We start from the raw sequence: 11165 nt of genomic DNA, 5'->3' as shown, positions 1-11165 counted from the left end.
AAAGCGTGTCGACTTGACCCATCCCTCCGAGCGCGGCCAACGATCAGGCACGACTCGTGACGGGACCCACCCCACCTTTTCGTTGTGAGGTAACTACACCCGTTGCCCTGTCAGCCCTTCAGGAACGCTGCTGTTGCTGTTAGGGCGCTTTGGGACGAGCCTGCGTTTTCTACGAAGACTGCGAAGGCGACGTTGCCCTGGTAGCCGACGAACCAGCCGTGTGCGCTGCCGCCGCCTGCTTCCGCTGTGCCTGTTTTGCCTGCCAGGTTGGGGATTCCGGCCAACTGCTTGGCGGTGCCCGAGGTGACCACCTCTCGCATCATGGTGCGGAGGGCTGGGAGGACGTTGGCTGGTGGGGCTGATGCCACGTCGTTCGGGGTTGAGGGCTTGCCTCGCATCAGCGTTGGGGTTGGGGTTTTGCCCGAGGCCACGGTTGCGGCTACCAGGGCCATGCCGAAGGGGCTGGCTACTACGTTGCCCTGGCCGAAGCTGTTTTCCACCTGTTGGTCGCCGGTTGCTGGCGGGACCTTGCCGGTGTTGGTGTCGGCGCCCTGGATGGTCCAGTCGGCTCCCAGGCCGAAGCGCTTGGCCATGTCCGGGAGGGCGTTCGGCGGGAGTTTTGAGCCCAGGTCGGCGAACGTTGTGTTGCAGGAGATGGCGAAGGCCGAGTGGAAGGCGATCGAAGGCTGGCCGAAGCCTGCGTTGTTGACTGTTCGGGTGCCGATCGTGGCTGTTTGGGGGCAGGCGACTGTGCTGTTGGGCTGGACCAGGCCTGCGTTCATGGCGGCTGCGGCGGTCACGATTTTCATCGTTGAGCCTGGGGCGTAGCGGCCTACGAACGGGTTGGTGCCCGAGAGGGTCTTGTTTTGGGCCACGGCCAGGATTTCGCTGGTGTTCGCCTCGATGGCGACGATGGCCGCGCCTTGTGGGAGGGCGTCCACTGCGGCTTGGGCGGCTGCTTGGCGGGTCGGGTCGATGGTGACGGTGATCTTTTCGCCGGACTCGGGTTTCTTGCCGTCCAGTGGGGTGAAGGCGTTGCCGGTGGTGATGCCCACTTCCCAGCCGTCGGTGCCCTTGACGTCGCCTACCTGGCCGGTGACGGCTTTGTAGATGCCGTCTGGGATGGAGCCTGCTACCAGGGGCTTGCCGTCTCGGCCCAGGAGGGCGCCGTCGGCCAGGGCCGTGCGGTAGGTCAGGGAGGCGTCGTCGGTCAGTTGCGGGTGGATGATCGCCGGGGTCCAGTGGATGGTCCAGCGGTCGGCCGTTTTTTGCAGCGGGATTTTGATGTCGTAGTTGAGGGTCTTGGAGTTCGGCATCGTCCAGGTGACCGAGGCGGCTACTTCTGCTGTGGTGGCGTCGGCTGCCGGGGGTGCTGTGGTGGCCAGGCGGGCTTGGTAGGCCGAGGAGCCCATGCCTGATTTGGTGGCGCGGATTGCTGTGGTGGCGGCTTCTGAGGCGTCGGTCATGTTGGCCGCGGCGGTGCCGTCGACGCTGAACAGCGCGTTCACGAAGGATTGGGCCACTTCGGCTGGGCGGTTGGCCGGGCGTTCGGTGGCTTGTTGTTGCGGTGTCTTGGTTTCCGAGATGACCGGGTCCGGGGTCCAGAGCAGGGCGCCCGCCACGCCGATGATGGTGGCGGTGGCGAGCGCTCCGCTGATCAGGATCCATCTGCGGGTCTTCTGTTCCACTGTTCAATTCCCCCCAGGTAAGTGCTTTCCCCGGTGGGAGACTAACGGTGGTGAGCTGAGAAGCCCTGAGGGTTTCTACCTATCCGAGCTGGGGGACGCGGGTTTGGTAGTGCTTGAGCAGGTCGGCGTTGGCCGCGTCGCCGCCTTTCACGTTGGCGCTGCGCCAGAGCGGCAGTTGCACGCCCGTTTCGGTGGCCTTGTCGATCAGGCGGACCATCAGCAGGTTCCAGAGGAACGTGGTGGCGAGGGTGGAGATGGCTGCCGTGACCGGGGCTTCCTGCGGGTAGGTCGAGTCGCCGGGCGGGACGAGGTTGTCCAGGACGACGGTGGCCGCTTCGGCCAGGGTGACGCCTGCTCGGCGCGGGGCCTGGGCGCTGGCCGAGACCGAGGTGACGGCGACGACCGGGCAGCCCTTGCCGGCGGCTTCCTGGGCCAGTTCGACCGGGTAGTAGTTGACGCCCGAGGTCGAGAAGACGAAGAGGACGTCGTGCGGGGCGAGGCCCGATTCGCGGAGGACCTCGCTTGCGAGGCCCGAGCGGCGTTCGGCCGAGGTGCTGCTGATGGCGCCGTGCATCGGGAGCAGTTCGGGGTGGTAGATCGGGCGGACGCAGGCCAGGCCGCCCGCTCGGTAGAAGGTTTCGGCGACCGCCGCGAGGGAGTGGCCGGCGCCCGCGGTGAGGAGCAGCCCGTCCGCCTGCACTGCGGCCAGTACGAGCTCGGCCACGTCGTCGAGCGCGGCGGCGTTGTGCTGTTCGACGCGCGTCAGGTGGGTGCGCACGAGGTTGCCGTAGTCGGAGCCGGTCACGGTGTCGGTCGTCATGCGGGTCAGTAGTACCGGATCGCAGGTGACCTCACCAGTAACCCGAGCACCACAAACCTCGATACGCGCGATAACGGGACTCTTGTGCGTCAGGGGGTGGGTTGGATCAGGCGGTACTTCTACTTCTGGGTCGTGCTGGCGGCGGTCTTCACGGCGGCGGGGGCCACGCACATCGCGCTGGCGATCACCTACTCCGAGCTGTGGCCGGTCTGGGTGTCGCTGGCGCTGCTGGTTGTCGCAGGTGGGTGTGCTCGCGCGGCGGTCCGGGCACGGCCCTAGGTGAGCAGTTCGACGCCCAGAGCCGAAGCTGTGTGGAGCACGGAGTTGCGGTGGCGCTGGGCCACGGCGAGGCCCGCGTCGCGCAGCACCGAGGCGTGGGCGCTGGCGGACGCGGCGGAGATGCCGAGGCGGCGGGCCAGTTCGGTGGTGGTGCAGCCGCCCGCGATGACTTCGAGGGCGGCTGCGCGCGTTCGGCCCAACAGGGCTTCCAGCGAACGTTTGCCGCTCGTGGCGACGTGGAGGTCGCGCGCGATCGGGTAGACGAGGACCGGCGGGTGGCGCTGGTCGCGGAGCATGATCGGGCGTTCCCAGCAGAAGTACGACGGGACGAGCACCAGGCCCTGGCCGTGCAGGTGGACGTCGCGCTGGGGGAAGCGGGACTCGATCCGCAGGACGGGCGGGGTCCACGAGATGGTCGGGTGCAGGGCCGAGAGCATGCCCTCGCAACCGTTGTCCAGAAAGGAACGTGCCCGGACCGCTCGGTCGGCGTCGACGGTCGCCCTGATCTCGTCCCAGATCGGGGCGAGGGCGTGGCGGTGGTACGCGCGCAAGGCATCGCCGAGGCAGTCCAATGTGGCCACGTCACCGCTGGCCAGCAGGTGGGTGCGCGGGTCGAGGCGGTGCTGGTGGTCGAGCTGGGCGAGGTCGGCGCGCAACGACTCGACGGGCGTGGAGAGGACGGCGTCGATGCCCGCGTCGAGGGCGCAGGAACCCGCGGTCGGGGTCAGGAAGTCGGGGGAGTAGCCGACGGGTGGCGCCAGTTGCATGAGCCAGCGGGCGTCGTCGGGCAGCGTCGTGCGCACGTTCGCGCGCCAGGTGCCGAACACCGGGGTCGCCGAACGCTGCCGCAGCACGTGCAGGCTCAGCAGGATCTCCCACATCGGGTCGGGACCGGGGGCGACGCGCACCCTCGCGAGGTCCTCCGCCGTGAAGTGGACACGCAGCACGGACAGCAGAGTGGCACAGCGTCTCAAGCCTTGTACCGGATTCGAGACAGCTCAGCCGAATGGTGCAAACCGCTCCACTTTGCGTGGGTCCGAGTAGTTCTACCTGGCTTTTTAGGAACTGGCCGAATGTGGTGGCGAGCTTCTGCCGGGTCCCAGCAAGCTTTCGCCGAGCGCCGTGCCAGGGGTTCGGCGCCACCACTGAGGGGATCAGAGATGAAGCTTGCGAAGATCACTGGGGCGGTCGCCGCGGCCGGTGTCGCGATGACGATCTTGACGGCTCCGGTCGCGATGGCGGCGCCCGGCGAGAACGTCATCCCGGCCGCCGCCGAGCTCGGCATCCAGGCCGAAGGCGTTCTGCCGCACGAGTTCCAGGTCCAGAAGACCGGCTACTGGTGCTCCGCCGCCGCCGCCCGCATCGCCCTCACGGCGCGGGGCAAGAAGATCGAGCAGTCCACGCTGGCCTCGTACATGAAGGTCACGACCGACGGCCTGCCGAACATCAAGAACCTCGAGAGCGCCCTCGACCACTACGCCGGCACGACCTACTACCAGGTCAAGCAGTGGTCGAACGACACGGAGCTGCAGCGCAGGCTCAAGGAAGACGTGATCTACAACGTCAGCAGGGGCCACGCCGTCGTCATCAACGTGATCCGCCTCAACGGCCGCAACTACTCCGGCGGCCACTACGCCACGATCGTCGGCTACCGCGCCGGTGGCAACGAGTTCGCCGTCGCCGACCCTGCCTACGCGGGCGGGAAGCTGGCGTGGCTGACCGGGGCCAACGTCTCGTCGGGCATCAAGCTCCGCCGCTACGTCGCCTGAGGTCTTCTGGCTGATCGATGTCCGCACCGTCCGCCACGTCAGCGCATTCGACGTGGCGGACGGTGTTCGCTTTGAGGTAGTCCCGCGCGCCCTGGTCGCCTGCCGCGGACGCCATCACGCCCGCGAAGTGGTCGGAGCCGATGAGCACCGGGTGGCCGATTTCGCCGTCGTAGACCGCGCGGGCCAGCACGTCAGGCTCGGCGAGGTCCATCAGGCGGTGCAGGGCCTCGACGGTGACGCCGGGGGTGTCGACGGGGAGGACGATCACGGCGTCCGCGCTGCCGACGGCGTGCAGGCCGGTGCGCAGCGACGAGCCCATTCCGGTGTCCCAGTGCGGGTTGTCGACGACGGTGACGCCGTCCAAAGAGGCCTGCGCTCGCACTTCGTCGGCTTGGGCGCCCAGGACCACGACCACCGGGTCGCACCCCGAGGCCTTCAGCAGCTCGGCCGCGGAGTCGACGAAGAGCTTGCCGTCCAACGGGACGAGAGCCTTGGGGGTGCCGAACCGGCGGCCGGCCCCCGCGGCGAGCAGGAGGCCGGCCACGCGCATGCCCTGAACCTACCGCTTCTGGAACTGCTCATTCATGATCAGGAACGCCCCGATGCCGTGCAGGTCGTTCACCGCCCGCGGCCGCGCGAAGTAGAACGGCAGGTCACCGACGTTGGTGCCGATGCAGATCTCGGAGATCTCGGTGTTGCCCTCCGCGTTGACCTTCACCCGCTCCAGCACACCGCGGCGGCCGCGCTGGGCCACGATGTCGTACCGGCGTGACACGTAACCGCGCTCAACGGCCCGTGAGATGGCCATCGAGTACATGGACGAGCACGACGTCTCGGTCCAGTTGTCCGGGTTGGCGCCCTTGTCCACGACCTGGAACCAGCGTCCGGTCTTCGGGTCCTGGTAGCGCGCGAGCGCCGCGATCAGCCTGCCCAGGATCGAGATCAGCTTCGGCCGGTCCGGGTGCGTGCGCGGCAGGTCTTCGAGCACGTCGCAGCACGTGATCGCGTACCAGCCCATCGCGCGGCCCCAGAACTCCGGCGACACCCCGGTCTCCTTGTTCGCCCAGCCGACCGTGCGCGACTCGTCGTAGGCGTGGTGGAACAGGCCGTCCTTGTGCTGCAGGTTCTTCGCGTAGACGAAGAGCTGCTTCAACGCCTCGTCGGTGGCCCACTGCTTCTCACCGAACGTGTAGCCGTGCCGCATGATGAACGGGACGACCATGTAGACGCCGTCCGACCAGTTCTGCCAGTCGCGCGTGCCGCTCTCGGCGTGCCAGAAGCCGCCTTCCTTGGTGCGCGCGTAGGTGTTGAGGCGCTCGCGGATCTGCGTGGAAGCCGTCCGGTACCTGACGTCACCGGTCGCGGTGTAGAGCAACGGCAGCAGCTGCCCGGCACGCATCGCGTCGAGGTTGGTGAAGCTGCGGTTCATGCGACCGTCCGGCCCGACGAACCGGTCGACCCACGCCTTGATGAAGTCGAAGTACTTCTTGTTCTTGGTGCGCTGGAAGACGAGCCACTGCCCCCACAGGTACAGGCCGCGCGTGTAGCCCCAGCTGCCGAGCGTCTCCGGCGTGTACTGCCTCATGGTCGACTCGACGACCTCGACGGACCAGTCGATCCGCTCCTTCGCGGACGCGGTGCCCGTTCCGATGCCCGTTCCGAGGGCGACACCACCTAGTGCGACGCCGCCGAGTCTGACGAAGTCGCGCCTGGACGTGGTCATGCGTGCTTCCTCCAAGGACATGCCGAGGCGGCGGCACGCACAGACCTACCAGGGTTAGAGATCCGATGTCTAGGTCAGATGTTCCAGAAGAAGTGAGGAAACAGCCTCAGGAATCTCCTCAGGGATCCAATGACTGACGTCCTCGACCATCTCGAACCGGTACCCGCCGGTGCACCACTTCTCGGTCTCGAACGCGGCGACCGAGCCGAACGCGACGTCCTCGGTGCTCCACACGTACATGGTCTTCACGGCGATCTTGTCCGCGGCACCGGACGGCTTGCCCGCCCGGTACCAGTTCAACGCGGCCGTCAACGCGCCCGGTTCGGACAGCCGCTGGATGTACTCCTCGACGTGCGACGGCCGGATCCGCCACTCGAACATCTGCTTGAGCGCGTGGGCGTTGTTGTCGAGCATCCGCTTCTCGGTGCTGCGTTCGCGCCAGTCGAGCATGTACTGCGAGCGCATCCGCTGCTCTTCATCGGTCTGCAACGCCGTCTTCAACGCGCCGGGGTGCGGGGTGGAGAACACGCTCAAAGTGCGGAGGCGATCCGGGTGGTCGATCGCGGTCCACCACGCGACGGCGCCACCCCAGTCGTGGCCGACCAGGTCGAACGTGCCCCAGCCCAGGGCGTCGGCCATCGCGATCACGTCGCCGACGAGGTGCGTGACCGTGTATTCGTTCGCGTTCTCGGGACGCACGCCGGGGGAGTAGCCGCGCTGGTCGGGGGCGACCGCGCGGAAGCCGTTCGCGCCCAGCACCGCGACCTGGTGCTCCCACTCGATGGCGGCCTCGGGGAAACCGTGCAGCAGCAACACCGGGCGGCCGTCCTCGGGGCCGGACGCGATGGCGTCGAAGGTGCCTGCCTCGGTCTCGATGCTGATGTGCTCGATCACAGGTTCGAACACTACCTGTGTGACCTGGCTCTCAAGATCCGAGCCGAAAGACGTGGCCGCACGAACATCGGGTGTGCATCCGCATGTCGACGTGCTGACATCCTCCGCCGGTACGAATGCCGTTGTGCTCGTGCTGCACGGCGGCCGCGAACACGGCCAGGAACCCGTCCGGCGGCACAACCTCGCCTATCTGAGGATGGTGCCGCTGGCCCGAGCGCTGCGTGCGCCCGGCGTCGAGGTCTGGGTGATGCGGTACCGCAAGCGCGGCTGGAACGCGCCGAGCCTCGATCCCGTCAAGGACGCCGAGTGGGCGTTGAAAAGGATCTCCCAGCTGCATCCTGGCAGGCCGGTCGTGCTCGTCGGGCACTCGATGGGCGGCAGGACGGCCCTCAGGGTCGCCGGGCATCCGAGCGTCGTGGCCGTGTGCGCGTTGGCGCCCTGGATCGAGCCGGGTGAGCCGTTCGCACAGCTCAGGGGCAAGTCGTTGCTGATCGCGCACGGCGACCAGGAGCGGATGACGGACCCGGCCAAGTCGCTGTGGTTCGCGCGGCAGGCCAAGACGGTCACGGAGAAGGTCGCGCGGTTCAACGTCGTCGGGGACGGCCACGCGATGCTCAGGCGGGCACGGGACTGGACGGGTCTCGTCGTCGACTTCGTGCACGGTGAGCTGGGACTCGAACCGGTCGCACCGGACATCGCGAATGCCATGGAAGAGGCCTCACCGCGTGGCCTCGACGTGCCATTGGGAGGTTCGCGTGGCTGAGGTCGCCGTCATCGGGGCAGGGGTTGCCGGGCTCACCGCCGCCTATGTGCTGCAACGCAAGCACGACGTCACGTTGTTCGAGGCGGACGACCGGCTCGGCGGGCACGCGCACACGCACGACCTGAACGGCGTGGCGGTGGACAGCGGCTTCATCGTCCACAACGAACGGACCTACCCGAACCTGCTCCGGCTCTTCCGCGAGCTGAACGTGTCCACTCAGGACTCCGAGATGTCCATGAGCGTGCGGTGCGACGGGTGCGGGCTCGAGTACGCGGGGGCCAAGAAGCTGCCGGGGTTGTTCGCCCAGCCGCGCAACGCCACCAACGGCCGTTATCTCAAGATGCTGTCGGAGATCACGCGGTTCTACCGGCACGCCCAGCGAGTGCTCGACTACGAGGAGGCGCACGACGTCACGCTCGGCGCGTTCCTCGCGATCGGCGGCTACAGCAGGTACTTCGTCGATCACTTCGTCATCCCGCTGGTCAGCGCCGTGTGGTCGTCCGGCGCGGCGCTCTGCCTGAAGTACCCGGCCTGGTACCTGTTCGAGTTCCTCGGCAACCACGGCATGCTGTCGATCGGTGGCACGCCGCAGTGGAAGACGGTCGTCGGCGGCTCGCGGACGTACGTCGACCGCGCGGTGAAGAGCCTGCACGCGGTCCACGTCAGCACTCCCATCCGTGCGGTCACGCGGACCGGCAACGGCGTGGAGATCCGCGACGAGAACAACGTGCTGCACACCGCGGACCACGTCGTCATCGCCACGCATCCCGACCAGGCGCTGGGGTTGCTCGCCGACCCGACGCGCGAGGAGAAAGAGGTGCTGGGCGCGTTCCAGTACTCGCGCAACGAGACGTGGCTGCACACCGACGCGTCGATCCTGCCGCGCACGAGCGGGGCCAAGGCGTCGTGGAACCTCTACAAGCGAGCGTGCCGCGAGACGAGCAACGAGGTGCTCGTCAGCTACCACATGAACCGGCTGATGCGGCTCGACGAACCGCGCGACTTCGTGGTCACGCTGAATCCGCACGACGTGAACCCCGACGCCGTTCTTGCACGGATGGTCTACGCACACCCGGTCTACACGCCGGAATCCGTTGCGGCGCAACGACGTCTGCCCGAGGTCAACAGTGCCACCACCGCGTACGCCGGCGCGTACCACGGCTGGGGCTTCCACGAGGACGGCTGCGCGTCAGGAGTGCGCGCTGCCAAGCACTTCGGGGTCGACTGGTGATCTACGACGTCGTCATCACCCACCAGCGCCGCGAGCTCATCGACCGGGCGTTCAGCCACCGCGCGTACATGTGGCTGGTCGACCTCGACGAACTGCCGCGCCTCAAGTGGTGGGTGAAGCCGTTCGCGCGCTTCGAGGCCCGCGATCATGTCGGGTCGCCGGACAAGACCATCCGGGAGAACCTGGACGAGTGGCTGGCCGAGCGCGGCGTCGACCTCGGCGGCGGGCAGGTCCTGATGCTCGCCAACGCCCGTGTGCTCGGTTATGTCTTCAACCCGCTGTCCGTGTACTGGTGCCACGACGCGTCCGGAGCGCTCGTGTGCGTGGTCGCGGAGGTGCACAACACCTACGGCGGAAGGCACTGCTATCTGCTGCGCACCGACGAGCATGGCCGCGCGTCGGTGGACAAGGAGTTCTACGTCTCCCCGTTCCTGGAAGTCGACGGCAACTACGTGATGCGGCTGCCGAAACCGGGAAATCAACTGTCGGTGACCATCGCGTTGCGGCAGAACGGGAAGACGACTTTCAGCGCCACGATGAAGGGCACGCGCAGCACGGGGCTGCGAATGCTCTTCAGACGGCCGCTGATGCCCCAGCGCGTGTCCGCGTTGATCCGCCGTCATGGCATCGCTCTGTACTTCAAGCGTCTGCCGATCATCCCCAGGAGTGATGGATGAGCACGTTGTCCCTGCCCCGCCCCGGCCAGGGCATTTGGCCTGGGCTGTTCACCACACCGCGCTCGCCCCTGCGCGCGCGGATCGCCGAGTCGTTGTTCCGCAACGCCGTGCGCACGTTGCCGGTCACCGTGCTGCTGCCCAACGGTGAGAGGTGGGGCGCCGGCGGACCGGTCATGAGGCTGGAGCGGCCCGCGGCGTTCTTCCACCGGCTCGGCGCCGACGCCAAGATCGGCTTCGGCGAGGCGTACATGGTCGGCGACTGGGTGTCCGACGAGCTCGCGGACGTGCTGGCGGCGTTCGCCACCCGGCTGTCGACGCTGATCCCGCCCAAGTTGCAGCGGCTGCGGCGGTGGGCGGAGCGGCGGCAGCACGAGATCAACGACGTCGCGGGCTCGCGGCAGAACATCCACCGGCACTACGACCTGTCGAACGAGCTCTTCGCGGCGTTCCTGGACGAGACGATGACGTACTCGTCGGCGTTGTTCGAGAACCGGGACGTCGACCTGCACACCGCCCAGCTGCGCAAGATCGACGGCGTCCTTGACTACGCGGGGGTGCGCTCCGGTTCGCGGGTGCTCGAGATCGGCACCGGGTGGGGTGCGCTGGCGATCCGTGCGGCCGAGCGGGGCGCGACCGTGACGTCGTTGACGATCTCAGCGGAACAGCGGAAGTTGGCGCTGGACCGGGTGAGGGACGCGGGCCTCCACGATCGAGTGAAGGTCGAGTTGCGCGACTACCGAGAGGAACGGGGTCAGTACGACGCCGTCGTCTCCGTCGAGATGATCGAGGCAGTCGGTGCCGAATATTGGCCGGAGTACTTCTCGATGCTCGACCGCGTGCTCGCGCCGGGCGGCCGGGTGGGGCTGCAGGCGATCACCATGCCGCACGACCGCATGATCGCGAGCAAGGCCACCTACAGCTGGGTTCACAAGTACATCTTCCCCGGCGGGCTCATCCCGTCGGTCCGCTCGATCGAGGAGTCCGTGCGCGACCACACGCGGCTGCGGATCGCCGAGACGCGCTCGTTCGGGCACGACTACGCCGAGACCCTCAAGCGCTGGCGGCACACGTTCCTCACCCGTTGGGACGAGGTGAAGGGGCTCGGCTTCGACGACACCTTCCGCCGGATGTGGGAGTTCTACCTGGCCTACTCGGAGGCCGGTTTCCGCGTCGGCTACCTGGGCGTACAGCAGTTCGGCATGGTCGAAAGACTGGGCCATTAGGACCACCTTCTGCCCCAATTGGGTGCTGCTTTACCCACCCGGCTGGACTTCGTGGTCCTCTTGGAAGCAGGCGGTATCAAACGGCTGACTGCGGTCTC

12 protein-coding genes are annotated in these 11165 nt (G+C 67.5%); 6 read left to right on the top strand and 6 right to left on the bottom strand.

The features are described from left to right. Positions 1-110: 110 nt before the first annotated feature. Both AB0M24_RS28865 and AB0M24_RS28860 read right to left on the bottom strand, forming a co-directional pair. On the bottom strand, positions 111-1688 hold the full coding sequence (locus tag AB0M24_RS28865) for a penicillin-binding transpeptidase domain-containing protein (RefSeq protein WP_363774538.1): 1578 nt from the start codon (positions 1686-1688) through the stop codon (positions 111-113). A gap of 79 nt (positions 1689-1767) precedes the next feature. Further along, positions 1768-2508, bottom strand: a complete 741-nt coding sequence (locus AB0M24_RS28860) for an SIS domain-containing protein (RefSeq protein WP_363774535.1) — start codon at positions 2506-2508, stop codon at positions 1768-1770. Between the two features lie 96 nt (positions 2509-2604). Here AB0M24_RS28860 and AB0M24_RS28855 point away from each other — a divergent pair, with 96 nt between their 5' ends. Next, complete coding sequence (locus tag AB0M24_RS28855) at positions 2605-2787, top strand: hypothetical protein (RefSeq protein WP_363774532.1); 183 nt, start codon at positions 2605-2607, stop codon at positions 2785-2787. On the opposite strand, the gene AB0M24_RS28850 is transcribed toward AB0M24_RS28855, so the two are convergent. Next, positions 2784-3734, bottom strand: a complete 951-nt coding sequence (locus tag AB0M24_RS28850; RefSeq protein WP_363774529.1) for an ArsR family transcriptional regulator — start codon at positions 3732-3734, stop codon at positions 2784-2786. The two genes, AB0M24_RS28855 and AB0M24_RS28850, sit on opposite strands and share 4 nt — an antisense overlap. Before the next feature lie 213 nt (positions 3735-3947). On the opposite strand from AB0M24_RS28850, the gene AB0M24_RS28845 reads away from it, so the two are divergent. After that, positions 3948-4556 (top strand): C39 family peptidase, encoded by a 609-nt coding sequence (locus AB0M24_RS28845; protein ID WP_363774526.1) that lies wholly within the window; start codon positions 3948-3950, stop codon positions 4554-4556. On the opposite strand, the gene AB0M24_RS28840 is transcribed toward AB0M24_RS28845, so the two are convergent. The 3 genes from AB0M24_RS28840 to AB0M24_RS28830 all read right to left on the bottom strand — a co-directional run bounded on the left by AB0M24_RS28840 (position 4531) and on the right by AB0M24_RS28830 (position 7173). Beyond that, positions 4531-5106: a nucleotidyltransferase family protein gene (locus AB0M24_RS28840; RefSeq protein WP_363774523.1), complete on the bottom strand. Its 576-nt coding sequence runs from the start codon at positions 5104-5106 to the stop codon at positions 4531-4533. The genes AB0M24_RS28845 and AB0M24_RS28840 overlap by 26 nt on opposite strands. Positions 5107-5115: 9 nt before the next feature. After that, positions 5116-6279 carry a glycoside hydrolase family 88 protein gene (locus AB0M24_RS28835; protein WP_363774520.1) on the bottom strand — a complete coding sequence of 388 codons (1164 nt, stop codon included), beginning with the start codon at positions 6277-6279 and terminating at the stop codon, positions 5116-5118. A 69-nt stretch (positions 6280-6348) separates the two neighbouring features. Then, positions 6349-7173 (bottom strand): alpha/beta hydrolase, encoded by an 825-nt coding sequence (locus AB0M24_RS28830; protein ID WP_363774517.1) that lies wholly within the window; start codon positions 7171-7173, stop codon positions 6349-6351. A 91-nt stretch (positions 7174-7264) separates the two neighbouring features. On the opposite strand from AB0M24_RS28830, the gene AB0M24_RS28825 reads away from it, so the two are divergent. Genes AB0M24_RS28825 through AB0M24_RS28810 form a run of 4 tightly spaced genes read left to right on the top strand, consistent with a single transcriptional unit; the run spans position 7265 to position 11067 of the window. Beyond that, the gene (locus AB0M24_RS28825) at positions 7265-7936 is read left to right on the top strand and encodes an alpha/beta fold hydrolase (RefSeq protein ID WP_363774514.1); all 672 of its coding nucleotides are present in this window, start codon (positions 7265-7267) and stop codon (positions 7934-7936) included. Next, positions 7929-9167 (top strand): FAD-dependent oxidoreductase, encoded by a 1239-nt coding sequence (locus tag AB0M24_RS28820; RefSeq protein WP_363774511.1) that lies wholly within the window; start codon positions 7929-7931, stop codon positions 9165-9167. The genes AB0M24_RS28825 and AB0M24_RS28820 overlap by 8 nt, the downstream gene beginning before the upstream one ends. Beyond that, entirely contained in the window at positions 9164-9844 is a 681-nt protein-coding gene (locus AB0M24_RS28815) for a DUF1365 domain-containing protein (protein WP_363774508.1), read from the top strand. Before AB0M24_RS28820 ends, AB0M24_RS28815 begins: the two co-directional genes overlap by 4 nt. Further along, complete coding sequence (locus tag AB0M24_RS28810) at positions 9841-11067, top strand: cyclopropane-fatty-acyl-phospholipid synthase family protein (RefSeq protein ID WP_363774505.1); 1227 nt, start codon at positions 9841-9843, stop codon at positions 11065-11067. Before AB0M24_RS28815 ends, AB0M24_RS28810 begins: the two co-directional genes overlap by 4 nt. Positions 11068-11165 lie beyond the last annotated feature (98 nt).

Source organism: Lentzea sp. NPDC051838 (genome assembly GCF_040681245.1).
Classification (GTDB): Bacteria; Actinomycetota; Actinomycetes; order Mycobacteriales; family Pseudonocardiaceae; genus Lentzea.
The sequence above is the reverse complement of the archived record's forward strand: the minus strand, read 5'-3'. Positions and strand labels throughout refer to the sequence as shown.

What these genes read in the sequence shown, in the direction of transcription:
- AB0M24_RS28860 (WP_363774535.1), bottom strand. Translation starts at nt 2,508, where the DNA reads ATGACGACCGACACCGTGACCGGCTCCGACTACGGCAACCTCGTGCGC.
- AB0M24_RS28845 (WP_363774526.1), top strand. Translation starts at nt 3,948, where the DNA reads ATGAAGCTTGCGAAGATCACTGGGGCGGTCGCCGCGGCCGGTGTCGCG.
- AB0M24_RS28840 (WP_363774523.1), bottom strand. Translation starts at nt 5,106, where the DNA reads ATGCGCGTGGCCGGCCTCCTGCTCGCCGCGGGGGCCGGCCGCCGGTTC.
- AB0M24_RS28835 (WP_363774520.1), bottom strand. Translation starts at nt 6,279, where the DNA reads ATGACCACGTCCAGGCGCGACTTCGTCAGACTCGGCGGCGTCGCACTA.
- AB0M24_RS28810 (WP_363774505.1), top strand. Translation starts at nt 9,841, where the DNA reads ATGAGCACGTTGTCCCTGCCCCGCCCCGGCCAGGGCATTTGGCCTGGG.